Source organism: Pontibacillus yanchengensis Y32 (assembly GCF_000770635.1).
GTDB classification, from domain to species: domain Bacteria; phylum Bacillota; class Bacilli; order Bacillales; family BH030062; genus Pontibacillus; species Pontibacillus yanchengensis.
Window position 1 is genome coordinate 150,950 of the sequence record NZ_AVBF01000001.1, and the last position, 24,987, is coordinate 175,936.

The 24,987-nt window shown below is 42.9% G+C and carries 24 protein-coding genes; 10 read left to right on the forward strand and 14 right to left on the reverse strand.

Annotated features, from left to right (window positions below; all coding sequences use genetic code 11):
- The first annotated feature begins 35 nt into the window (after positions 1 to 35).
- The 6 genes from N782_RS00695 to N782_RS00715 all read left to right on the forward strand — a co-directional run bounded on the left by N782_RS00695 (position 36) and on the right by N782_RS00715 (position 5,939).
- A complete protein-coding gene (locus N782_RS00695; protein ID WP_036815215.1) occupies positions 36 to 1,172 on the forward strand; it encodes a hypothetical protein in 1,137 nt (378 codons plus the stop codon).
- Between the two features lie 233 nt (positions 1,173 to 1,405).
- Positions 1,406 to 1,570, forward strand: a complete 165-nt coding sequence (locus N782_RS21720; protein ID WP_202595654.1) for a glycine zipper domain-containing protein — start codon at positions 1,406 to 1,408, stop codon at positions 1,568 to 1,570.
- A 112-nt stretch (positions 1,571 to 1,682) separates the two neighbouring features.
- On the forward strand, positions 1,683 to 2,159 hold the full coding sequence (locus N782_RS00700; RefSeq protein ID WP_036815217.1) for a hypothetical protein: 477 nt from the start codon (positions 1,683 to 1,685) through the stop codon (positions 2,157 to 2,159).
- Between the two features lie 417 nt (positions 2,160 to 2,576).
- Positions 2,577 to 2,771 (forward strand): hypothetical protein, encoded by a 195-nt coding sequence (locus tag N782_RS00705; RefSeq protein WP_036815219.1) that lies wholly within the window; start codon positions 2,577 to 2,579, stop codon positions 2,769 to 2,771.
- 4 nt (positions 2,772 to 2,775) lie between these two features.
- Positions 2,776 to 4,959: a peptidoglycan D,D-transpeptidase FtsI family protein gene (locus N782_RS00710; RefSeq protein ID WP_036815222.1), complete on the forward strand. Its 2,184-nt coding sequence runs from the start codon at positions 2,776 to 2,778 to the stop codon at positions 4,957 to 4,959.
- 185 nt (positions 4,960 to 5,144) lie between these two features.
- Positions 5,145 to 5,939, forward strand: a complete 795-nt coding sequence (locus N782_RS00715; RefSeq protein WP_036815225.1) for a carbon-nitrogen family hydrolase — start codon at positions 5,145 to 5,147, stop codon at positions 5,937 to 5,939.
- A 44-nt stretch (positions 5,940 to 5,983) separates the two neighbouring features.
- Here N782_RS00715 and N782_RS00720 read toward each other — a convergent pair whose 3' ends face one another.
- The 11 genes from N782_RS00720 to N782_RS00775 form a co-directional block, all read right to left on the reverse strand.
- Positions 5,984 to 6,844, reverse strand: a complete 861-nt coding sequence (locus N782_RS00720) for an SEC-C metal-binding domain-containing protein (protein WP_036815227.1) — start codon at positions 6,842 to 6,844, stop codon at positions 5,984 to 5,986.
- A 530-nt stretch (positions 6,845 to 7,374) separates the two neighbouring features.
- On the reverse strand, positions 7,375 to 8,346 hold the full coding sequence (locus N782_RS00725) for a nuclease-related domain-containing protein (protein ID WP_036815228.1): 972 nt from the start codon (positions 8,344 to 8,346) through the stop codon (positions 7,375 to 7,377).
- Positions 8,347 to 8,617: 271 nt separating this feature from the next.
- A complete protein-coding gene (locus N782_RS00735; protein WP_036815232.1) occupies positions 8,618 to 9,643 on the reverse strand; it encodes an ABC transporter ATP-binding protein in 1,026 nt (341 codons plus the stop codon).
- Positions 9,640 to 10,566, reverse strand: coding sequence for a C40 family peptidase (locus N782_RS00740; RefSeq protein WP_036815234.1), 927 nt, complete (start codon positions 10,564 to 10,566; stop codon positions 9,640 to 9,642). Before N782_RS00740 ends, N782_RS00735 begins: the two co-directional genes overlap by 4 nt.
- Before the next feature lie 19 nt (positions 10,567 to 10,585).
- Positions 10,586 to 11,671, reverse strand: a complete 1,086-nt coding sequence (locus N782_RS00745; RefSeq protein WP_036815236.1) for a mandelate racemase/muconate lactonizing enzyme family protein — start codon at positions 11,669 to 11,671, stop codon at positions 10,586 to 10,588.
- Positions 11,672 to 11,684: 13 nt separating this feature from the next.
- Positions 11,685 to 12,608 (reverse strand): S66 peptidase family protein, encoded by a 924-nt coding sequence (locus N782_RS00750; RefSeq protein WP_036815237.1) that lies wholly within the window; start codon positions 12,606 to 12,608, stop codon positions 11,685 to 11,687.
- A 287-nt stretch (positions 12,609 to 12,895) separates the two neighbouring features.
- Complete coding sequence (locus N782_RS00755; RefSeq protein ID WP_036815238.1) at positions 12,896 to 14,530, reverse strand: peptide ABC transporter substrate-binding protein; 1,635 nt, start codon at positions 14,528 to 14,530, stop codon at positions 12,896 to 12,898.
- Positions 14,531 to 14,551: 21 nt separating this feature from the next.
- Entirely contained in the window at positions 14,552 to 15,544 is a 993-nt protein-coding gene (locus tag N782_RS00760) for an ABC transporter ATP-binding protein (RefSeq protein WP_036815239.1), read from the reverse strand.
- A 5-nt stretch (positions 15,545 to 15,549) separates the two neighbouring features.
- The gene (locus N782_RS00765; RefSeq protein WP_036815241.1) at positions 15,550 to 16,509 is read right to left on the reverse strand and encodes an ABC transporter permease; all 960 of its coding nucleotides are present in this window, start codon (positions 16,507 to 16,509) and stop codon (positions 15,550 to 15,552) included.
- A 2-nt stretch (positions 16,510 to 16,511) separates the two neighbouring features.
- Positions 16,512 to 17,444: an ABC transporter permease gene (locus tag N782_RS00770; protein WP_036815243.1), complete on the reverse strand. Its 933-nt coding sequence runs from the start codon at positions 17,442 to 17,444 to the stop codon at positions 16,512 to 16,514.
- Between the two features lie 12 nt (positions 17,445 to 17,456).
- Complete coding sequence (locus N782_RS00775; RefSeq protein ID WP_036815245.1) at positions 17,457 to 18,281, reverse strand: M55 family metallopeptidase; 825 nt, start codon at positions 18,279 to 18,281, stop codon at positions 17,457 to 17,459.
- 274 nt (positions 18,282 to 18,555) lie between these two features.
- Here N782_RS00775 and N782_RS00780 point away from each other — a divergent pair, with 274 nt between their 5' ends.
- The 3 genes from N782_RS00780 (at position 18,556) to N782_RS00790 (ending at position 20,548) form a co-directional block, all read left to right on the forward strand.
- Positions 18,556 to 19,263: an anti-sigma factor gene (locus N782_RS00780; RefSeq protein WP_036815247.1), complete on the forward strand. Its 708-nt coding sequence runs from the start codon at positions 18,556 to 18,558 to the stop codon at positions 19,261 to 19,263.
- 137 nt (positions 19,264 to 19,400) lie between these two features.
- Entirely contained in the window at positions 19,401 to 19,940 is a 540-nt protein-coding gene (locus tag N782_RS00785) for a hypothetical protein (protein WP_036815249.1), read from the forward strand.
- Between the two features lie 200 nt (positions 19,941 to 20,140).
- Positions 20,141 to 20,548 carry a hypothetical protein gene (locus N782_RS00790; protein WP_036815252.1) on the forward strand — a complete coding sequence of 136 codons (408 nt, stop codon included), beginning with the start codon at positions 20,141 to 20,143 and terminating at the stop codon, positions 20,546 to 20,548.
- Between the two features lie 46 nt (positions 20,549 to 20,594).
- On the opposite strand, the gene N782_RS00795 is transcribed toward N782_RS00790, so the two are convergent.
- Positions 20,595 to 20,903, reverse strand: coding sequence for a hypothetical protein (locus tag N782_RS00795; RefSeq protein ID WP_052111080.1), 309 nt, complete (start codon positions 20,901 to 20,903; stop codon positions 20,595 to 20,597).
- A 546-nt stretch (positions 20,904 to 21,449) separates the two neighbouring features.
- On the opposite strand from N782_RS00795, the gene N782_RS00800 reads away from it, so the two are divergent.
- Entirely contained in the window at positions 21,450 to 22,796 is a 1,347-nt protein-coding gene (locus N782_RS00800; RefSeq protein ID WP_036815254.1) for a hypothetical protein, read from the forward strand.
- Between the two features lie 493 nt (positions 22,797 to 23,289).
- Here the strand turns inward: N782_RS00800 and N782_RS00805 are convergent, their stop codons facing one another.
- Both N782_RS00805 and N782_RS00810 read right to left on the reverse strand, forming a co-directional pair.
- Complete coding sequence (locus N782_RS00805) at positions 23,290 to 24,183, reverse strand: DUF1002 domain-containing protein (protein WP_036815257.1); 894 nt, start codon at positions 24,181 to 24,183, stop codon at positions 23,290 to 23,292.
- A 214-nt stretch (positions 24,184 to 24,397) separates the two neighbouring features.
- Positions 24,398 to 24,865, reverse strand: a complete 468-nt coding sequence (locus N782_RS00810) for a PCYCGC motif-containing (lipo)protein (protein WP_036815259.1) — start codon at positions 24,863 to 24,865, stop codon at positions 24,398 to 24,400.
- Between the last annotated feature and the right edge of the window lie 122 nt (positions 24,866 to 24,987).

Below are 24,987 nucleotides of genomic sequence, written 5' to 3' on the forward strand. Positions count from 1 at the left end.
ATACTTATTTTTTTACTAAAGGAGTTTTTATTTATATGTATAAAGTAGCAAGGATAGCATCGATAGCTTTAATAGCCTTTTTCATTCTATCTATCCAACAAGAAGTATCAGCACTAGAAACGGATCGCGAGCGAAACGTTGAACCGACAAAGACGTTTACGATTAGCTTGAACACAGAAGTTCAATCATCTGCATTGGAAGATGGTTTTGTTGTGAAAAATGCAAACGGTGAAGTAGTGAACACAGATGTTTCATTTGGAGAAACTCAAAAGAAAGTAAAAGTAGCTGCCCCTGAAGGTGGATATAAAGACGGGAAAACCTACACACTACATATTTTAAAAGATCAGGTTTGCGCAACTCAGCAATCATGCATGAATAATAATATCGAGCTTTCCTTTACCATTGATGGAGATTTCAATCCAGAAAAAGTACTTCAGAAAATCATCGACGAAGAAAATGACGTTCAAACCATGATTCAAAATAACCTACAGCAGTGGGAAGAAGTGCAAAAGCCAATCAGTGATATACCTGAAGAGGAATTCCGCCAGAGTCTAGAAGGTGGCTACACAAAAGAGTATATTGAGAGTCACTGGATGGAAGATATTTATCAAACAGCGAGTCGCACAGATTTCTATGAACCTCATCGTTTCTTCCCACTAGCTTCTCATAAACTATCAGAGCTTATAGAGCATGAAGTTGTAAAAGTGGATGAGAATACACGTGAATTATACGTATCAGAATTTTACCTTCACGTGCCAAAAATGTGGAAGTACACCATGAAGAAAGTCGATGACGAATGGTTGATTGATGATATGCAATCCATCTTCCACCCAATCGATCACCAATCCATGATTACCAATACCCTGTATAATAACGGTACTTACGAATTTGGTGCATTCTCAGGAGAAAACAGTCACACCATAGAATCTGATTTACCTAGAGCATACAAAGTTATGTACAAGGAAAAAAGCAAAGATGATGAAGAATACGAAAGAGTAGAACCGGTTAAATCTTATTCCCTTAACGATATTATCGCCAAAGAGCATTACTATTTCACGACGAAAAACCCTGACGGAGAAAAAACAGGCGAATACCGCGTAGGCGTTGAAGATCACATGCTTTACGATGTAACAAACGAACAAGAATTAGACTCAGAATTCTACAGTGAGTAAGTTAGAAGAGCTGTCCCAAGGGCGGCTCTTTTTTTGTGGGACGAGGGTGGGATGAGGGGACAGGTCCCTCGTCCCACTTTTTGGGATGAGGAACCTGTCCCCCCATCCCAGGAAAGCGACGGAGTCTTTCGTTGTTTGGCGTATTTACCTTTTGTGTAAATATGATATATTAATAGGAAAATAGTGGGTTAAATCGAATCACAATAAATCATTTTATAATAGGAAGTGAACCTTTGGACAAAAAACGTAAAGGAAAAGGTACATTTATAGCTGTTGGTACTGCGATAGGTGTTGCACTTGGGGCAGCATTTAATCAGTTAGCTCTTGGTATTGCATTGGGAGCCTTAATAGGAGCAGGCATTGATTGGTTGTTACATATTAAAAATCTGAAGCAATAAAGTAAATCATTAGAACAGAGGCGAAAGCTCAATATTTATGCACAGGGCAGAATAGTTGAACGCTTATATAAGAGAGAGGGAACATCCCTGATAAAGATAGGTGAGTAAAGTCATGAAAAAGACAGTATCTATTATATTGAGTATCGCTGCTCTAATCTTCATATTGGCAAATATCCCGAATATAGTGGCTCATGTTAAACTTTATTCATTCAACGCTAATAAACAAGTTACAACCGAAACAAAAGTCCTGACTTTTGACAAGGCATTCGAGACTTTGTATCAACAAAGAGAGTTGGCTCAACGTTTAGAGGATTCAACAAAATATTCATTGATAGGCGAACAGGTCAGAAAGGGTATTGATGACGCTTCTGATTACGAAATATTTTTAAGGAAGCATTCTCAAATCAATTCAATCAAAGTCGAACTACCAATCAGCACTTACAAAGATGCCGATAGGACAATTGAGTTTATATCAGGAAAAGGTGAAGTTTTAGAAATATCAGAGAATGGTCAATGGAAAAAATTCAATGGTTCCTGGGATGATTTATGGAACGATTTAATTGAACAATATAACCAGAATGATAATTAAAAGCGAGAATTATGGGTAGTTTAATTAGAAAACTTAAATATTACGATAGAAAGCGCTCAGATTTTCCTGAGCGCTTTTTTTAGTCATTGAGACAAGGGGACAGGTCCCTCATCCCGTTTTTTGGGATGAGGGACCTGTCCCCCCATCCCACCACAACAATAATAAAGAAGCCTATCCTGACGGGGGATAGGCTTCTTGCATAGGGAGGCTCACTTGATTGGGAAGTGAGCTTTTAATATAGGGGAAGTACATAAGCTAGTCGCAAACGTAACGAACATTGCGACTCTAGCATCTGCATTGCACCCAACTCGGCTCCAGCAAAAGCCATGTTCAGCGATTTTTTGTGCTATGACGGTAGCTCAAAATCTGCTGAATGAGTTGGTTACATACATACCATACGAGAGAGGGGGGTGGAGCATGAGGGTAGATGGGGAATGGATTATTTTACATTTTTATTACGTGAGTCAGAACGGTCATGGTGGGATGTCAGGCCTTGTAGGAAATGGATATTTTTTGTTCAAAAAAACGTCACACGAACCAAATGGTAGTGAATATCCAACAACTGTGGTAAAATTTGGGCTGGATTGTAATCTATTTGTAACAGGGGTGTAAAATTATGAGGAAGAAGAAGAACGGTAAAAAGTCACAAGTCCCTTTTCGGTTGAATGTGCTCTTTTTCATTATCTTCTTGTTATTCTCTGGACTGATCCTTCAATTAGGAGTCGTGCAGATCTTATATGGAGCGGATGCGCAAGAGGAGATCAATAAGACGACCAATCAAAAGGTAAGTGTGCCTGTGCCACGGGGGAAAATGTATGATCGGTATGGCAATGTCGTGGCAGATACGCAACCACTCTATTCCATCACCTACACCCCGATGGAAAAAACGCCAAGTCAGAAGCGTCACCTTGAATTGGCGAGAGAATTAGCGAAATTGATTGATATGAATGACGAAGATACAGAAAATATTCCAGTTCGGGATCAGAAGGATTTTTGGATTTTAAATAATGAAGATGCTAAAAAAGAACGTCTGACGGAAGAAGAACTGAAGTACACCGATGAGGAGAAAGCAGCGGACGAACCAACTCCTTATGAGATTCTATTAGATAAAATTGATCCAGAAGAAGATCTTGATTATGGCAAAAAAGAGCTAGAAATCATAGCGATAAAGCGAAAAATGGACAGTGCCTATGCCTTCACCCCTCATGTCATTAAAAATAAAAACGTAACACAAGAGGAATATGCAAGGGTAGCTGAGCACCAACAAAATTTACAGGGAATTAACGTGTCAACAGATTGGAAACGCGCTTATCCATATGAAGGGCATTTCCGTGATTTCCTAGGAAGCGTCACAGAAGATGGGTTGCCGAAGGATAGTCTAGACTATTTCTTAGCTCGAAATTATAGTCGAAACGCTCGTGTTGGCGAGAGTGGGCTCGAGGAAAAATACGAGCCTCTGTTAAAAGGCCAGAAGAAAACCATCCAATATGAGACGGATCGAAGTGGAGAGATTGTTGACGAAAACATCATTAACAAGGGCCAGCAAGGAAAAAATCTGCAGCTAACTGTTGATATGGAACTGCAACAGAAAATGGATTCGATTCTTCAAGAGCACCTGACAAAGGCCAGAAATAAATTCCCATACGAAAATCGTTTTCTAGATGAAGCGATGGCTGTAGCGATGGATCCGCAAACCGGTGAGATTCTTGGCATCTCAGGGCAAACGTGGAACGAAGATGCTGAAGCATTCCGAAATACTGGTATTAACGCTGTTACCTCACCTGTAGCACCAGGTTCTGCAGTGAAAGGAGCAACGTTGCTTGCTGGATATGATTATGGCGTAGTATCAGCTGGGGAACCAATCTATGACCAGCCGATCGATTTGGCAGGAACGCCACTAAAGGCTTCCTATTCCAATTTAGGTTATGTCAATGACATCGAAGCACTAAAAAGATCCTCCAACGTCTACATGTTCCATATAGGAATGAGGATTGCAGGCGACCCTAGTTACGAGAAGGGAGAAAAATTGTCCTATCAACCAGGGCGTTTCCAGGTGTTCCGAAACTATTATGCCCAATTTGGATTAGGTGTGAAAACGGGCATCGACTTACCAAGCCAGACCGAAACGGCCGGCCTGTTAAGTGATAATTTCCGAGCAGGTAATATGCTTGACCTGGCAATTGGACAGTATGATACATACTCTGCTCTACAACTAGCACAATATGTATCTACTATTGCTAATGATGGTTATCGATTACAGCCACGCCTCGTCAACGATGTCAGAGAACCCATTACAAATAAAGACAACAAAGATCAATTAGGTCCTATCATTCAGTCGAACGATACCAACGTGTTAAACCGTATCTCAATGGATGAAAGGTATATCCAACGCGTACAAACAGGCTTTTACCAAGTATTCAACAATCAACTAGGTACAGCAGATGGCTATTTTGCTGATACAGAAGGATACAAAGCAGCCGGAAAAACCGGAACTGCCCAGGTAAACTACTACGAACCATTACGCGATGAAAACGGCAAAACCTATGATTACAAGCGTCACGAACTAGAAAACCTAACACTCGTAGGCTACGCCCCATACGAGGACCCGGAAATCGCCTTCTCCGTCCTCGTACCAAACACCGGATCTATCTCATCACCAGGTTACACCCAATATCAAGCCAATAAAGAGATTGGTAGAGATATTTTAGACGCCTACTTTCAATTGAAGGAAGAGCGCGGCCTGAATGGGGATAATGGTGAGGAAGAAGGTGAAGATGAATCTGAAGAGACGGAAGAATAGGTGGAGCAACCCCGCTCAGGGCGAGCGGGGTTTTTTGTGGTTGCTGGGGGACCGCGGCCCCGAAGAGAGGGTATCGGCGACTTTTAGGGGGAATGTTATAAAAATAGAAATCAGAAAATTTGGTTTTCTAAGCCGAATCAGTTTAGTATAGTGTATATACAATGACGTAGCGTAGGGGGAAAAATATGAACGTAGCGATTTATCAAATGGACATTATTCCTGGGGATGTAAAAGCCAATCACGAGCGGGTACGGAAGTGGATGGAGCATACGGTGAAAAATAGTGAATACAATATGGTCGTTTTACCTGAAATGTGGACGACAGCCTATACATTGCCTGAATTACATGAGGTAGCAGACAAAGAGGGCGAGCCAACGACCTCCTTTTTACAGGAGATGGCCCGGACCTATCAGGTACATGTAATCGGAGGATCGTTTGCCAACATTGTAGATGGAGAAGCGTTTAACACTGCCTGCGTTGTCAATAAACAAGGCGAGGTCGTCTATCAATATGACAAAATCCATCTTGTACCGATGCTTGACGAACCTACCTATCTAGCAGGCGGGCGAAAAACGGCAGAGACCTTCGAGCTGGACGGAGTAAAAATGGGCATCATCATCTGCTACGACTTACGCTTCCCGGAGCTAACCCGCCAACTAGCACTAGAAGGAGCAGAAGTCCTTTTCATCGTAGCAGAATGGCCACTAGCTAGAAGAAACCATTGGATGACCCTGCAAAAAGCCCGCGCCATCGAAAACCAAATGTACGTCATCTCCAGCGACAGATGCGGCAGCTACAACGGCACCACCTTCAGTGGCACCTCGATGATCATCGACCCCATCGGCGATGTGCTAGCCGAAGGAAGCATTGAAGGCGAAGAGACTGTAGAAGCCCAGCTGGACTTGAGTGCTGTGGAGAGGACGAGGAAGAATGTTCCTGTGTTTGAGTCGCGGATGAAGGGGCTTTATAAGGATCTGTAGTAGTATATCTGAAAGAAGAAAGGAAGCCTACTGTAAGGCTTCCTTTAGTTTGTACCACAGCATTTTTTGTATTTTTTACCACTGCCACAAGGACAAGGTTCATTTCTGCCTACTTTTTTGCTTTTGGTGGGAGTGTTTTGGTTTTCATATTGTTGCATATACTCTTGGAGTTGCTGAAAAATTTCTTCATCAGATGGGGTTGTTTTGGAATTGATTTTCTCTTCCCATACAGGCAATTTAGGATGCTCAATTTCGTTGATGACACAGCAACAGTAAAGGTCTTCATCTAACTCAAGCATGCTCTCTTCGTAGCCGTTTTCTACCATATATTCTACTTTAGGGATACCTTCCACGGTTAATTGAGTACATAGGGCAGAAGCTATTAATGTTTTTTCCATGGGACCCTCTACTTCGTCGAACATTGATAAAAGTGTATCATGTGCTAGAGACGATTTAATATTTTGTATCACATCAATAGCATAAAATGACGCTCCATCCTTAAAGCAATATGGTTTTACTGCTTGCACCACTTCATCTGAACCGATTTTAATAAGGGCATGAATGACTTCTTGAGCTAACATATCATCCTCAAAATCAACCTCTAGTAAAGAGGCTAGCGCCGGTATTAGAGAAGGTTCATTAGTTTCTCCTGCAGCATATACATAAATAATCTTACTAGCTGAATTATTATCTTTTTCTTGTATAACTTGTAGAATGTCCTTTTCTGTTAACCATTCTTCTTGAATCATCCGATCTATGATTCGTTTAGCTACAATAGAAGCTGTGACGTCGTTTTCTTGATCAAATTGATTTATTAATAATGGTAATTCCTCTTGTAAATCTTCCATATAAGCATTAGCTATATCAGTAATACTTTTGAATTTACCATCGGTAGCGTCTAACACTTCCTCCCCATACTCTTGAAAAAAACTAGTATCACAATGTAGAAGAAGGCGGAAATACCAATGAAAGTCATCGTCATTTCTTTTTAACCGTTCTAATAGAGCTTCGAACCCCTTACGTCCAATTGTATAAGTATGTAGCTTAGGAATAATTGAATTGTACGTTGCGTTAGGACCACTTTTATCATTTGCCTCTAATGCTAAAAGGAAAGCTTCTTCGTCCCCAAGGTGACTGTTATCAATATTGTATAATGCAAAATTCTGTAGTACCTTGCTGTCACTTAAGATATATGGTTTGACTTTTGATAAAAAGCTGATAGTGACTCATCCTTTCAAATTGATTGTGATGTTGCTATTTTATCATAGATTTTGAGGGGGGATGCTTGGCATGATTCCCGGATTCGGAGCAATTTTTTTGATTTGCGAGCAAAATTTTAGATTTCAGAGCAAAATCCGGAATTTCCGAGCATAATTTCAAATTTGCGATCATTTTTTAAAATTTCCGAGCAAATGCCCAATAGAACATTCTGCCTCTAAAGTAAACTTTCAAGTGAATATCGACTACCTTTATTTTCGCCAATCTTAACTACATCCAATTTGGATAAGATGTGTTTGGCCGTGTGGCGAGAATTGATCATAAGAAAATCACGAAGTTGGGGGTTATTAATGCTCGAATCTATCAAGAGAGCAAAATCTCTTAACGCTTGAATATGCTCATTAGTTGATAGGTGGGAACAGCTGGGGCATACCCATTTTGAGTGGATACGTTTCATAGATAGATGCCCGCATTCATTGCAAAAAAGACCTTTTTGAAGGTGATCTGGCTTTAATTGATGAAGTGTTAATATATCTGGCGAGTATTCCTGATGATGCAGAAGTAGTTCATCGCTAAGTTGAAATAGGGAAGAGGAAGTCAGATGTGATGTAGGATACTTTTGTTGGAGGTAACTAATCTTATGAGGGAGAGTCTCAATTCTAATAACATTACTTGTAGCATTTGAGTGTGTGTCGGAAGCTTTTAAGACGGAATAACGATTCGCGCTCACCACCAGGGTTTCTATAGGAAGAACGGGGTAGTTATGTTCAAATAGCCATTGCTTAAATTTCGCTTTTTGCGCTTCCACTTGTTGAATAGGGTCAGGTAGTGCTGATTCATTAGCTTCATTGGTACGAATGACTTGCTGAAATCGATCATCAAAAAATAGGGTACCTGAAATGTTTTTAACTTCGATGATTAACATAAAAGAGGGAGTTACTAGTAAAGAATCCATCTGAAAGTATTTGTTGTAAGAAAGTTTGAGGCGTAAGTCGAAAAAGAGGTGGAAGGTTCCTTCCGTGAAGGATAGGGGATAGTGAAGGGCTTTCTCACCTGCGTAACCAGCTGCAAAGGTGCGATGCTTCTCCTTGATTTCTACCCATTTAGGATGACTTTGTGGCAACCGCCTAGTTAGAGCCTCTAGTTTCCTTAAATATATAGGCTGCGTGCTGTTATCTTTAACAATCATATCAATCTCCTTTCTGCTGATATAATACTATTAGACATTTACAGGTGGATTCCTTGTTTCGGAGCAAATTTTTTTATTTCAGAGCATAATTCGAGATTTCGGAGCAAATTTTGAAAAATCAGAGCAAAATTTGAAATTTGCGATCATAATTTCAAATTTCCGAGCAAACACCGATTTCCGAGCTCCGCACTCCAGCAAAATAGTGCCAGGATCGACCACCCCCCCCACCCACACAAAAACCAGGGCCTCCCAGCCCTGGCTCTCCACCACACTAACGAATATTCACCTTAACCCCGCCAGAGCCCTGCGCACTCGACGGCGAATCATCGATCTCATCATTATACAAATGACAAGCAACATAGTGACCCTTGCCAATCTCCTGCCATTTCGGCGTTACCTCAGCACAGGCCTCCATAGCCATAGGGCAGCGGGTGCGGAAGACGCAGCCGCTTGGTGGGTTGATGGGGCTTGGTATTTCGCCTTCGATTACGATTTGTTCTCGCTCGTCCTCGACGTCTGGGTCTGGAATTGGGATTGCAGACAGCAGGGCGCGGGTGTATGGGTGGAGCGGGTTATTATAAAGCTCCTCGCTTTCTGTGAGCTCGACCATGTGGCCCAGGTACATGACGCCGATGCGGTCCGATATGTGCTGCACCATCGATAGGTCATGGGCTATGAACAGGTAGGTGAGCTCTTTTTCCTGCTGTAATTTTTCCATCAAATTCACAACTTGCGCTTGTACCGATACGTCCAGCGCAGAAATCGGTTCGTCTGCGATAATGATATCAGGGTCCAATGCGAGCGCACGCGCGATACCGATACGCTGGCGCTGTCCGCCGCTGAATTCGTGAGGGTAGCGGTTGGCGTGGTCGCGGTTCAGCCCGACTTCTTCTAGTAGCGCGTAAACGCGGTCTAGCTTCTCTTTTTCGTTGGAGAACATTTTGTGAATCTCCATTGGCTCTGAGATGATTTCTTTTACTGTAGAGCGTGGATTCAAGGATGCGTATGGATCTTGGAAAATCATCTGCATCTGACGGTTCAAAGCGAATTTTTCCTTGTTGTTCATTTTATGAACGTCATCGCCTTTATAAAAAACTTCGCCTTCCGTCGCGTTATATAATCCCATAATGGTACGACCTGTCGTGGATTTACCGCAACCTGATTCGCCTACAAGGCCAAATGTTTCGCCTTTATACACTTCAAAACTGACATCATCGACAGCCTTCAAATCCTGGCCTTTGCCGAGGCGAAAGTATTTCTTCAAGTTTTTCACTTGTAGGGCGACTTCGTTTTTCATGATGATTCCTCCCAAAAGCGGCGGGCCGCGCAAAGCTCTTTTTCATAGTAAGTGCCTGCTAGATCAATTACTTCCACGCTTCTGCCGGTTTTCGGTGCATGGAGCATTTTGCCGTCTCCGTAGTAAATCCCAACGTGATGGACGGCGCCTTTTCCTTCTTCATAGGCAAAATAAATCAGGTCACCTGGCTGCATTTCATCTAACGGAATATCCTTTCCGCGATTGACCTGGTCGGATGCATCACGCGGAATTTCGTAGCCATTTGCTTTGAGCATGTTGTAGCTAAAGCCTGAGCAATCATAGCCATAGGAGCTCATGCCGCCCCAAAAATAAGGAAGGTCGATGAATTTTTCTCCAGCTGCGACAATATCTAAGCCAGTTCCTTTAGGTATCTCATCGCGAGAAATGTACACTTCCACATCTGTTTCTGGTAAAAAACCATCTCCATTTGGTGTGTGTACCTTCACGAAGCCATCCTTTATATCGAGATAAGGGAGGATGGTTAGGTAACTCAACTCAAATAGTGCTTCTTTTTCTAAATTATATAATGTCGTGGAAGGCACCGTAACGAGTGCTACAGGACCTGCATCCCAGTGGTCATCATCGATTTCTTTCAGTTGTGCGCTTGGGACCCAGCCAGGGTAGCCGCGTTGGTCTTTTTTCGATGGCTGGTGTAGAGCAATGATGTGAGACCAGCCGTCTTTTTCCTCGAGCAAAAGAACTTCCTCTCCGTATAGTAGCTGAGATTGTACGAGGTTATCGTCACATAATGCCACGCGTGGTTCGTACGTCATCGCGTCATACCATTCCTTTAATTTTAAAGGGTTCGTTAGTCCAGGTTGGTCGATTTCTCGGGCTGAGGTGGGGGAGGTCCATACCGTTGCAACGGGAACCTGCACCACCCAAGTTGTGTTCGCAGTCATACAATCGTCTCCTTATTGGTTAATTTTCGTAATATACGTGCTCGATGCCTAGTCCTGCTCCTTCTGAAAAGGAAATATGGCGGCCGTCATAGTTGATACCACCATCTATTAAGTCCTTACTCAACATCAGAGGTGCGTCAAAATCAACACGTGTGATGTTGCGTTGGCTCGCTGCAAAATGGGCTGCTGCTGTAACGCCAAGCTTGGTTTCAATCATGCTGCCGACCATACATGCTACGCCAAAACTTTCGGCCAGCTTATTGATTTGCATAGCGCGGTGAATACCGCCCGCTTTCATTAATTTAATGTTCAAAAGATCCGCGCTTCTGGTAGTGAGAACGCGTCGGGCATCGTCTGGTGAAAAGATACTCTCATCGGCCATAATCAGCGTATTGGTATTATCCGTTACCTGCTTCAGCCCTTCTATGTCATGTGCTTTTACGGGCTGCTCCACCAGTTCCACGTTTAAAAAAAGCTCTTCCATACGCCGTATCGCATAAATGGCTTCTTTTGCGGTCCAGCCTTGGTTGGCATCGAGGCGGATAGTAGCTTCTGAGCCGATTTCGTTGCGTATCGCTTGAATGCGGGCGATATCGGTTTCAATATCGTTTTTACCTACCTTGATTTTCAGCACGTTGAAACCATTTTGTATGTATTCCGCTGCATCCTCTGCCATCTCTTCAGGACTGTTCACACTAACGGTGTAGTCTGTTTCCAAGGAGCTCGAGCTTCCGCCTAACAATTGAAAGAGAGGGAGGCCACATTTTTGCGCAAAGCAGTCGTGTAGCGCTATATCGATAGCCGCTTTGGCACTGGTGTTGCCCACCGTTGCCTTATGTAACGTATGAAAAACGTTCTCTCGCTCAAGCAGTGTCATGCCAAGTATAGCGGGCTTCAGTATATGCTCAATCGTTTCCTTGATGCTAAAAAGACTCTCGCCCGTTATGACGTGGGTGGGAGGTGCTTCTCCCCAACCAACGGTGCCATCGTCGCACGTTACTTTTACATAGATAGATTCTGCAACAGTAACCGTGCGAAGTGCCGTTTTAAATGGCTTGTTTAATGGAATCGCCACGGGATACGTTTCAATCGACTCGATCTTCATAGTTGTCATCCTTTCATTTTACTCCAGGTGTGATATGGAGCGATTTGCTGTGGCTTGATAGACTGGCTGTAGCGCCTAGCGGTACAGCGAAATGTGGGAAGCAATGTCCAATTTTGAAGCCGGAAAGAACCGGTTTATGTAAATCAGCAAAATAATGCTCCAACACTTTGGAAAGTGGAATCGCTGCATCCTGTTCTTTCGGCTCCGCCTTGCTAAAATCTCCAACGATAATACCGGCTGCATCATGTAATTTACCGGCTTGCCTCAACTGATTCAAAAAAGAATCAACCCGGTATGGTTCCTCGCCAATATCCTCGATAAGAAGCATTTTTTCAGCTGTGTCAATTTCGTATTCCGTACCAATAGATGTAACGAGTAACGACAAATTCCCGCCAACAATTTCGCCAGTGGCTTCTCCTTCAGAGAGCACAGTAAGTGGGGAAATACCTTCATCATATGTAAGAGAGGTTGGCTCAAATAGTTGCTGGAACATCTCGCGTGACAGCGTGTCGAAATCCTCCTTTCCAATATCCGAGCTTAGCATTGGCCCATGAAACGTAACGAGGTTAGCTTTTTGTCGAAAGGCCGTATGAAGATACGTAATATCGCTATATCCCCAGAATATTTTCGGATTATCACGAATCAAATCGAAATTTATTTCCGAGGAAATACGACTTGTTCCGTACCCGCCACCAGCACAAATAATGCCAGCAATATCAGGATTCTTGAACATATCATGAAGATCTTCCAGCCGTTCCTCGTCTGTTCCTGCTAAATAGCCATTTTTCTCGGACACATATTTCCCGAGCTGTACATTCAGCCCGAGCTCCTCCTGCAAAAAGGGGAGAGCTTTTTCTAGATATTCTTGGTTAGGATGACTTGCTGGTGCAATCACGCCAACTGTGTCACCAGCTCGTAATCGATTAGGTAGAATCATTTAGGTGCCTCCTTTATATGTATAGAGGTGGTGCACTAGCTTAAATCAGAGTCGCCGATAGATTAACCAATGAGAGTCGCTAATATTACCCGATATCGCTCCCCGCCAGGCCACGCCCACCAGGATTTCCAACCATATCGCCCCTCGACACAGTCGATACACTGCGCTGAAAAGGGCGGGGGATAAGGGTCGAGCTCACCAACTCCACTCTGAAAAAAGAGGACTGCTCACACACACGAACGTGTGCATGAGAGCCCTTTGATTTCATCATTATGCGAGCGTGTAGATTATTCCTTATCCGCCCATTTAAGCTCAAGGAAGCCTACTGGGTGGCGTACGACGTCTTTTACGTCAGGTTTTTGTAGTACTACTTGGTTGTAGTAGTGGATTGGGAAGATTGGCATTTCTTCGAATAGTACTTTTTCTGCTTCGTACATGTATTCCCAGCGTTTTTCGTCATTTGTTTCGTTTTTGGCTTTTTCGATTAGGTTGTCGTATTCTTCGTTGGACCAGCCTGTACGGTTCATCGTAGAGTCGGTTACGAAGCTTTCTAGGAAGTTAACTGGGTCTGCGTAGTCAGCTAGGAATGAGCTACGAGATAGTTGGTGTTTCAGGTCTTTTTGATTTTGAAGGAACACGTTCCATTCTGCGTTCGCTAGTTCGATATCAACACCAAGGTTCTTTTTGTACATTTGTTGCATTGTTTCAGCGATGGCTTTGTGAGATTCGCTTGTGTTGTAGTTTAGCGTTACAGCTGGAAGCTCATCATAGCCTTCTTCTTTCATACCTTCTTCAAGCAGTTGCTTCGCTTTTTCTGGGTCTGGCTCGACCATTTTTCCGTTGTGTTCGCGGAAATCTTCACCAGATGGACTTGTGAAGCCAGGAGAGACGAAACCATATGCTGCTTCTTCTTTATTCTTCGTTACATAATCAACGATTTCCTTCTGATTGATAGCAAGCGCAAAAGCTTTACGAATCTTTTTGTTTTGGAATGGTTCTTTATTAACGTTGAAACGATAGAAATACGTTCCGGCTTGGTCTTCAATGACTGCTTCTTCACTATCCAGTAGCTGGTCTGCCATGTCAGATGGAATAGCGGATGAATCTAGGTCACCACTTTTGTACATTTGATATTCCGTATTTGGATCGTTCACCATTGCCCAGTGTACTTTATCCAGGTTCACGGTTTCTTTGTCCCAGTAGTTTTCGTTCTTCGCCATCATCATTTCGCTGTCGTGCTTCCATTCGGTTACTTTGAATGGACCATTTCCTACGAATGTATCTGCTTCTGCGTACCATTCTGGATTGTTTTCAGCTACTTCCTTATTAACAGGGAAGAAGGCTGGGTTTGCTGTTAGGTTAATGAAAAAGCCTGTTGGAGATGTTAGGGTTACTTTTAATTCTTTTTCACTAACAGCTTCCACCATTACATCGTCACGAGACCCTTCACCTTTGTTATACGCTTCCGCGCCTTCAATGAAGTAGGCTAGGAAGGCTGCTGGAGAAGCAGTTTCTGGATCGACTAGGTTCTTCCACGCATATTCAAAGTCTTCCGCAGTTACATCGTCACCGTTGGACCATTTCGCGTTGTCGCGGATTTTGAATGTGTACACGGTGCCGTCTTCTGATTTCTCCCAATTTTCTGCGGTTGCTTTTTGAGGAGTATCATCTTTTCCAAGGCGAGTTAGGCCTTCCATTACGTTGTTCAAAATGTTCCAAGAGTTTGCGTCAAATCCGATTGGTGGGTTCATGGAGGTTGGCTCAACACCATTGTTCATGTATAGAACTTTTTCCTCGCTACCACCATCGCTGTTGTCGTTGCTAGAATCATTCTCTTCATTTCCTGCACTTTCGTTGGCGGTACAGGCAGCTAGTACGAGAGCTAGCATCGATGCCAATAAAATCGACAAGACTTTCTTCATAATTGATTCCCCCTTAGTGTTTTATGTTGCTATATGCTGTTTTGCCCGTTCATCCTGAAGCCAGCAGTCCACCTCGTGGGTATTCGATAGCTCGGAATGAATCGGATATACTTTTCCACACACCTCCATGGCTTTGGGGCACCTTGCTGTGAAGGGGCAGCCCTGTGGAGGGGCGAACAAGTCGGGTGGCGTTCCGTCAATCGGAACGAGTTTCTCCTTGCGCTTATCCAAGCGCGGTACGGAGTTTAGTAACCCTTGTGTGTACGGGTGCTGTGGGGTATAGAAAATTTCTTTTCGTGTGCCCACTTCGATGACTTTACCGGCGTACATGACGGCGATACGGTCAGCGATTTTTGCGACGACGCCGAGGTCATGGGTGATTAAAATAATCGATACGCCTGTTTCCTGTTGAATCTTATTAAAAAGCTGAAGGATCTGCGCTTGAATCGTCACATCAAGGGCGGTGGTTGGTTCATCTGCAATTAAAAGCTCAGGTTCACAGATAAGTGCCATTGCAATGACGATGCGCTGTCTCATGCCTCCGCTAAATTGGTGCGGGTATTGCTTCATGCGTTCCTCTGGGTTGGGAATGCCAACGAGGTTCAGCATGTCGATCGCTTTTGTTTTCGCTTCCTTGCTCGTTATGTTTTGGTGCTGTTTAATACCTTCTGTCAGTTGGTTTCCAATCGTTAGCGTTGGGTTTAACGCTGTCATCGGATCTTGGAAAATCATCGAGATATCTACGCCGCGAATGTCGCGAATCGCTTTTTCGCTAAGTCTCGTGAGATCTCTTCCTTTAAAATAAATCGATCCGTTGGCAATTTTGCCAGGTGGGGAAGGAATCAGCTTCATGATGCTGTTGGCCGTAACACTCTTCCCACAGCCTGATTCACCAACAATCGCTAGCGTTTCCCCTTTATGTAAGTCAAAACTTACACCGCGTACCGCCTTTACCTCACCGCCGTATGTCTGAAAGGAAACGTGAAGGTCGTTTACTTCGAGTATTTTTTCCATCGCTGCTACCTCCTTAGCTTCGGATCCAGGGCGTCTTGAAGTCCGTCCCCTAGTACGTTAAAGGCAAACATCGTTGCCGAGATAAAGAATGCTGGGAAAAATAAGCGCCACCAGTGTCCAGATAAAATAACTCCTAGTGAGTCATTTGCCATAACACCCCAGCTTGCATAAGGAGATTGGATACCAAGTCCTAAAAAGCTTAGGAACGCTTCTGCGAAAATGGCTGTTGGAACCGTTAAGGTCATTTGGACGATGATCGGTCCCATCGTATTCGGTAATAAATTTTTCTGGATGATTCGTTTCGTCTTAGCCCCAAACGATTGCGAGGCGAGCACGAATTCGTAATTTTTGAGCTGAAGCACTTGTCCTCTGACTATCCTGGCCATGCCGACCCAGCCGGTTACGGTTAAGGCGACGATGATGGTGGCGAGACTTGGTCCCATTACCACTAGTAATAAAATCACGACGAGTAAGTATGGTAATCCATATAAAATCTCAATAATACGCATCATCACGCTATCCGTGCGTCCACCTTTATAGCCAGCAATACCGCCGTAAGCTACCCCGATGAAAAAATCAATCAAGGCTGCCATGATTCCGACGAATAAGGAAATCCGCGCACCGAACCACGTTCTCGTGAATACATCACGACCAAGTTTATCGGTACCGAACCAATGGTCAGAAGAAGGTGGCTTATTTTGATTGGATAGTGTCGTCTCGCCTACGGTATGAGGGGAGAGCATTGGTCCGAAAATAGCCATGAATCCGAGCAATATCAAGAAGACGAGCCCGCCCATAGCCATTTTATTTTTGCGAAGTCGATGCCATGCATCCTCCCAGTATGATAAAGAAGGCCGGACAACGGATTCAGCCTCGCTCGTGTCTTTTTGCTTCGGCTTAAACCAATCATCTGGAATATCAGAAGGATTTGTTTGTTGTTCTTTTTCTTCTGTAGCTGGAAGCACCTTTACTCTCCTCCTTCTTTATGAAGTTTGATACGTGGATCCAACAACCCATATGCGATATCCACTAAAAACAACATCCCGATTAAAAATGCGCTGTAAAAAACGGTTGTCCCCATAATAACGGGGTAATCACGCTGGTTAATGCTTTCGACGAAATATTTCCCCATGCCAGGAATCGCGAATATTTTTTCAATAACGAAGGTTCCTGTTAAAACACCTGCTAACAAAGTTCCCATAATGGTAACCACGGGCATGAGCGCATTTTTTAACGCATGTTTGATGACAATTTTCCAAGGCTTCAACCCTTTAGCGTGAGCGGTCTTTATGTAATCCTGCGTCAGCGTTTCAATCATGCTCGAACGGGTTAGACGCGCAATGATGGCCATCGGACCAGTTGCCAAGGCAATGGTTGGCAAAATCATGTGCATAGGACTCGACCACGTTGCAGCAGGGAGGACGTCCCAATCCACAGCAAACTTTTGAATCAGTAACGTCGCTAGCACAAAGTTTGGAATGGATATCCCTAGTACAGCAAAGGCCATCGCCATGTAATCGATGATACCGTTATGTCTTAGTGCTGCAAATACACCGAGAATAATGCCAGAGATGACGGCGACGACAATGGAAATAATACCGAGCTCCGCTGAAATCGGGAAACCTCGTCCAAGCAGGTCGTTGACGGTTTCCGTCGGCTGCTTTATGGAAGGTCCGAAATCAAATGTCACGACAGATTTCATATAAATAAAATATTGAACGAGTAAAGGTTCATCTAAGTGATAGTGCTCTTCCAGGTTCGCCTGAACGGTTTCGTTGGTACCGCGTTCTTCGTTAAATGGAGAGCCAGGAATCGCATGCATCAAGAAAAAGGTGAGCGATGCGATGATGAAAATCGTTAAAATCATGAGCACGAGTCGTTTGGTTATGTATTTGACCATGCAAAGCTCCCCCTAACTGAATGACGTACGCATCGCTAGCTCCGTCATGACGAGCATCGCTTGATAGGCTTCTAGAATATCTTTTGCTTTAAAAGATACGGTAGTTGAGTTTGGTTCAATTTCGGTACCAGGCATTAAGTTTGCCCACTCCGCTTGGCCATAATTAGCGAACTCAATTCGAAGTGTTGGACTGTCAGGCGGAACGAGTGGTTGAACGTTGTGACGATTCTCGATGGCCTGCGCTGTTTTTTCTTGGAGCAGTGCTCCTGCTTTTTTTGGAGTTAATGAATGAACGGATGAGCGGGACAGCGATTTTTTAACTGCAGCCGTCGTTACATTGGGAATCAATGCTTCTGCCTCCGCAGCAGCCCGGTCATCGCCGGCAACCATGAGAATCGGAATGCCATAATATCCTGCTACATAAGCGTTCAATCCAAGTTCTCCTACGGCTACATCATCTATGTAAAAACTGCGTACCGCGTGGATCATCGAATGGGACATTACACCAGGAGTGGCTGCTCGAGCGTGATAGCCGAGAAACATCGCTCCAGAGAAGGAATCATCCAGTCCCTGCATCATCGAGTAGGGCTTTACATCGCCTGTTATTAGCTCTGCGTCAGGATTTAACTCATCAATCAAAATATTATTCATTTTGGAATGACTGTCATTAACGAGGATATCCTCGACTTGATTGTTGAAGGCAGAATCGATGACATAATTTGTTTCTTCTGTCATGATACGCCGCGCGCGTTCGTAATTATGTTTATCTGAATCAATGAAGGATTGGTCAGGTATTCCCGTTATCCCCTCCATATCAACCGATAAGTAGAGTTTCATAGTCAGATCCTCCTAGAGTTGTAGTTTATTGCTAATTTTGATAATTTTCATATAATTTTAGCAATGTTTTCAATATATAGCAATAGATAGAAAGAATGGTTGTCGGAAATTGTAAGTGATGTGAAAAAGGTGGGAGCTTGTTAAAATTTTTTCTTATAAAAATGGTGTTTTTTTGGTTTATTAGTGATCCAAAGAGGGTATAAGTTCGATTACTTTTTAGAAAGATGAAGAAAAGAAGGAATAAATATGAAAATAGAAAGGGGGAGAATGCGGTATGCAAAAGGCGTGTAACAGTTTACTAGATTATGTGAATGGAGCGCTTTCCGAAGAGGATGCGTATCAGTTCGAAAAGCATAAGAAGGATTGTGCGTATTGCCAGGAAGAGTTCGATGATTTGATGGAGATAATGGACGTGTTACCTTTTGCTGCTGAGCCTGTTCATCCTCCTGATGACATGAAAGCTCGCGTGCTACCAGGTGTAGAGGAGCATCAAGAAGATGAGCGGGTTGTTTCGATACCGAACAAAAAGAAGGATTATAAACATTGGGTGATATCCTTGTTGGCAGCAGGGCTTTTGTTTTCAATTAGTGGGCATGCGTATTCGATACTATCGAAAGATAAAAAAAGTGGTCCAGCAGAAACCGTCCAGGTAATCGATCAGGTGACGAGAAAAATAGATTTACAGGGAGAAACAGCAGGGAAAGCAAGTGCAGCTTTTATAAAAAAGGATAGTAGAATGACGCTTGTCGTAGAAGCTGCAGGACTTGAACCTCTTGAAGGGGAAGAGGTATATCAAGTTTGGTTAATCGAAGGCGAGCAGCCACACCGAGCAGGTAGCTTTGTTACCAACTCAAATGGTGAAGGAGCCGTTTCGTACACGATAGAAACGGATAGAACGTGGGAGCAAATTGCTATTTCGAAAGAACCAAATGCGACAAGTGAAGCACCTCGTGGCGATGTTATGTTGAGCTCCACTTTATAATAAGGAAGCAGTTCATTTTGAAGGCAGACTCTTTGGAATGAGCTGCTTTTTTATGTGGTATTACCAATTAATTGAAACGGATTCGAGCAGAAATCGTAGAGATAAGAAAGGAAGATAACACAAAGCGGAGGGTATCTATGTATAAATTGCTGTTGTTTTTACTGCCTTTGTCACTGCTCGGCTGCTCAATGGAAGCTACATCCTCAACGGAAAAAAAACATATCGATACGATTAAACACGTATTGGAAAAACAATTTACGGGACCCGATGAAGAGTTGGTGGAATTATTCGAGGACCCTGAAAATGTAACTGTCATAGGAGGAGAAGGAGAAAGTTCCTCACCAGAAACTCCCACTGAACTTGATAAATATTTGGAAAAACAATATAAATCCTATTTCACTCCCAATATGTATGAGCGTTTTATTGGTAATTTTGCGATGGATTATCCATTAAGATCTCATGCGACTGACTATCAATTTCGTGTGGGGAATATAGAGCTGGACCAAGCTGAGTCTACGGAAGGAGCTTATGACTTCACGGTACATGTGATGTATGGAAAAGATGGAATGGATGAGAAAGAAAAGAAGGTAGAGGGAAGAGTGAATGTGAATGGTGAGGGGAAAATATCTAACATTAAGATTCTCGATGATCATGGGCTGCATGAGAAGTTGAAGTGAGAATAGAATGGATAAAGTAGTTGAGTGGGAGTTAAGTGGTTCGGTTAGTAAAGTAGAAATATAAATGGCAATCGTTTTACAAGCGAATTTGCATAGTGATTCGCTTGTATATTTTTATGTCAAAAAAACAAATAACTAAATTTGCACTAACGAATACGACTATTGAATAAGAGAAGTTCGATATTGAGGGGAGGATTATTTTGAAAAGTAAATGGATAGCAAGCATAGCCTTTATTTCACTCATACTTAATGTTGTATTATTTATATTTATTTTTAAAGAAGAAGAAAATATTAGACCTGACACTCCTATTGAAATGGCTTCTTTAATGATGGAGGCGGCTGGAGATGATGATCAATACAAGAGCATAAAAGGATTGTTACATCAGCGATATAGAGAGGTTATTTCTGAAGAAAAATTACAACAAATTACTCAAATGCACACAGGTGGTGCAGAATTCTTTTCATACGCTGTAGTAAATTTCAAGGGGGAAAACGGAGGGGATGACGTTTTATTATTAAAATTAACAGATGAATTGGATGATGGGAAAATCAAAATCCAACATATAAAAATAGTCCCGGACGAAATGGAACGAGTTCTGATTGATTAGTTCTTATTATACGAACAGGTACATTAAACAACGAATTATTAAACTACTAAGTTTGTCTGTATTTATAGTAACGATTTATTTTTACAATTAAACCTGCAATTAAGAAAACTATTGCGTTGGCTAACAAACCAAACATGATAAATACACCTCCGTACCCAGCTCCTTCGTGAGTAGATGTAGGATCAAAGATTCTACTGAACTGTAAAAACACAAACCCTAACAGGAATCCAATTAATGGAGCAGAAAAAATCATCCCTATACTAGATAACCACAAATGTACTTTATCAGTTTTGTGTAAATGGATAGCAAGCCAGTCTGAAAGAAAGATAAGTGCTATAAGTAAAAACCAAATCAAGTCATCCCTCCTATTAATAAGTTTCTTTTTGTATAGGAAATTATAAAATTAAATGTTTGTGTATAATTAAAAAAGTGAAGTGGCCACGTCCAGCTCCAGCGCCCAGCGACTAGTATGCTTCCCTCGCCTCCGTACGATAAGTTAACATCGAATCACTACGTTCTTCGTGTTGCCTTTATCTCCAAAAGATTAAGGGGAAGTTCGATTAAGAACGCTACATCACGTAGCAACATCGAACCAACCCACATCGTGTGAGCCGCAGCATATACGTCGCTACCCGGGCGCTTGCGCTTTTGTTCTTGTAGAAGAAGGTTAGCTACTTACATAATTATTTTAACATTAATTTCCATTAATTCCAAAAGAAATATAAAGTCAGATATAGATTTTGATAACAGATGTTATTTTTAACAGTTAAGAATACCTTGGTGCCAACGTTTCGAGAGTTTCCTGTAAGTTTTTTATCCAAAAAAGTGATCCAAACCAACCTCCTTTTCGAATGCTTAATAAGAAAGATAGAGAAAACATTCTAAAGGAGATGAGAATTGTATGGATATGAAAAAAGCGTTGTTGACGGTACCTTTAAGTTTTTCCTTATTGATCCCGACGGCTGCCGATATAGTGAACGCAGAAGATCATATGAAAGATAAACCAACTGTAGCGACAGAGGCTGTTGAGTTACGAGCTCAGCTAGATAAACTGTTAAGTGAGCACGCATACCTTGCAGTGGAAACGATGCGTAAAGGCGCTGAGGGTGCAGCTGACTTCGAACAATCAGCACAAGCACTAAGCGGCAACACGGAAGATTTATCAAACGCGATCGCATCTGTTTACGGAGAAGAAGCAGGCAAGCAATTTAAAGAAATGTGGAGTGACCATATTGGCTTTTTCGTTGATTATGTAAAAGCAACAGGCAATGAAGACGAAGAAGCGAAGCAAATGGCGCTAGACGAACTAGAGCAATATCGCCAAGACTTCTCGAAATTTCTAGAGTCAGCTACAGGCGAACGCTTAAAAGCGGATAAGTTAGTGCAAGGTCTACAAGCACACGTAAACCAATTGATCGGAGCTTTTGATAGTTACGTAGCTGGTGATTATGAAAAAGCATACGAAATGGAACGCAAGGCAATTGAACATATGTATGGCGTAAGTAAAGGCTTATCCAGTGCTATCGTTGATCAATTCCCAGACAAATTCAACGACACAAAAGCTGTCACACCAGCAGCAAACCTTCGTTCTGAATTAAACCATCTACTTTCTGAACACGCTGGACTTGCGATGATGGCAATGCAAAATGGAATCGATGGCTCAGAGGATTTTGAAGCTTCTACAGAAGCGCTAAGCAACAACACAGAAGATTTAACAGCTGCGATTAGCTCCATTTATGGCGAAGAAGCAGGCATGAAGTTCAAGGAAATGTGGTCTGGTCACATTGGTAACTTCGTTGAGTATGTAAAAGCTACAGCGAATGAAGATGAAATGAAGAAAGAAGAAGCAATGGAGGCTCTTGATCAATACCGCCAAGACTTCTCCATGTTCTTGGAAAAAGCAACAGAAGGCGGCTTGAAATCTGAAACGCTAGCAAAAAATCTACAAAGTCACGTAGACTATCTGATTACCACTTTTGATCAGTATGCGAAAGAGGACTACGACGCAACGTACGACACGCTACGTGAATCCTATGCACACATGTTTGGCGCCGGAAAAGCACTATCTGGCGGGTTCGTAAACCAATTCCCAGACAAATTCGCAATGGATATGCCGTCTAACATGCCAGACACAGGCATGGGTGGCACAGCTCAAGATAGCTTCAACTTCACTTGGATTATCTTATCCATCCTTGCGATGCTAAGCGGTACTGCTCTTTATGCTCGCAAACAATCACAACAACAGTAAGTTTTAACACTTTTTCTGGCCCTGGGATTGTGTACCGGGGCTGGAGTTTTGGCTGAGCGGTAGAAAGCTAAATCGTTAGCATCGAGCTTCATCTAAACATGCACGAACTCGAGTCATGGCGGTGTCTTTTCCGACCCATTTCCCATTCCCATTGCTGAAACGCTCATGCCATGGCTCTTGTTATAGATAAAGGGTGCCCTTTCTTATGCGGGGCACCCTTGTTGTTTGTAGTATTATAAAATTTAATGCTTTTGTATAACTGAAAAAGTGAAGTAGCCACGTCCAGCTCCAGCGCCCAGCGACTAGCAAACTTCCTGCCCCTCCTTACGATAAGTCAACATCGAATCGCTAACGCTCTTCGTGTTTCCTTTATCTCAAATAATTAAGAGGGAGTTCGATTAAAATCGCTGCGTCACGCAGCAACATCGAACCAACCCACGTCGTGTGGGCAGCAGTTTGTACGTCGCTAAACGGACGCTTGCGCTTTTGTTCTTTAATTATTGTTGCTTAGTAGTCCACTGAAAAAGTCTCCTATCGCAGAGACGACGCTTTTCACGAAATTCCCGATTCGATCGAGGAAGTTTTGTCCTTGTTCGGAGTTTAAGAATTCATCGACTTTTTGCTTCATCTCGCCCATACGGTCGCCGACTGCGTTCCAGTCGATATTGATATCTTTTAGATTCATAAATAAATCTGTTAAGTTAGTAAGCTGTTCATCTGTGATATTAAGATTCAGTTTCTCCGCCTGAGTTTGAATGAGGTTCTGCATTTCTTCTTTATTTTGAGGTGTATTGTTTGCTAGTTCAGATTTAATCGCCGTTACGAGTTGAGTAGCTTCTTCTTTCCCAAGATCCTCACCAAGTTTTGCGGTGGTAACCATCTCTTGGTTGGCTGCTTGTTTCACATCTTCAGCGATTGCCTCACCTGTTGACGTTTCATACGCTTTTAAAAGTCCAGTAAGGGCAGCGGTTCCTGATACATCAAATGGAGCAGTGGCATAAATGTGCGCATCTTCCACACCTGCTGTGGCAAGGGCGCTTTTGTACATATCAGCCGTTACCCAATTGATATGATTGGTTTCAACTGTAAGCCCGTCGCCTTTTTCACCAATCGTAATTTTACTACTCGAAATCGCTCGCGTTCCGATTTGAGCTTTGGAGATATAATCGCCCAAATACTCATGTTCTTCCTTATTTGTAACAGTTACGGTCATAACATTTTCAGAGACATCCATTTCATTTAGTAGAGACTGCTTTTGCTCCTCCGACAAATCTGCACCTAGAGAAACAATCTCATCCCCCGGAGCCGCATCCGCCAACACAAACTGCGGAAGCCCCACCATCATCAGTGCTAACACCAACATTGTAGCTAATATTCTACGCTTCATATTCCCTCTCCTGTCATTTTATGGGTAGAAATACGTACACCTCTATAGTACCACAAACTGAGACGCGGGGACAGGTCCCTCGTCCCACTCCAAATTGGGATGGAGGGATGGGATGGAGGGACAGGTCCCTCATCCCAGCACCAAAACTGGGACGAGGAACCTGTCCCCCCATCCCAGCTTCGGTCAAACAAAAAACCGCTCCATTCGGAACGGTTTAGATATCAGGAGTGGGCGTAGGTTCGCCATATCCATTCTGATAGATTTCATCAATATGTTGACGTATATCTTTAATAGACTTCCCATCTCTCGCATCAAGAATGGACTTTGCTGCAATCTCTAGACAGACACCGCATTTCGTTGCATGGCTATCCCACACTACTTCTCCATTATCACCTTCGTCATGGATAAAGCAGTCATAATTATTCATGTGTCCAACGCTATCGCCGCAACCACAATAGCATGGCATCTGTTCCAGTAAATCTTTATGTTGTGCGACTGCAGTATAAAGCACTTGCATGTCTTCAGGCTTATCGTCTAAAAATCCAGGTAACGTAGATGAGCTTGACGTTTCCTCGCGTATATCTCCCATCGCTGTATGTTCTGCTTCATTCGAATGATCAGAGGAGCATCCAGAAACCACAGCACTTATCAGGAGTATTCCGATTAAAAACAATTTTTTCATGAACTCGCACCTTCCACTATATATTCCTTTTAATAGTAGAGTGTGGAAGGGGAGTGGTCAAGCTATTTTCAGAAAATGTAACAAAACGTTCACGCTGAGACAAAGGTGGGATGGAGGGACAG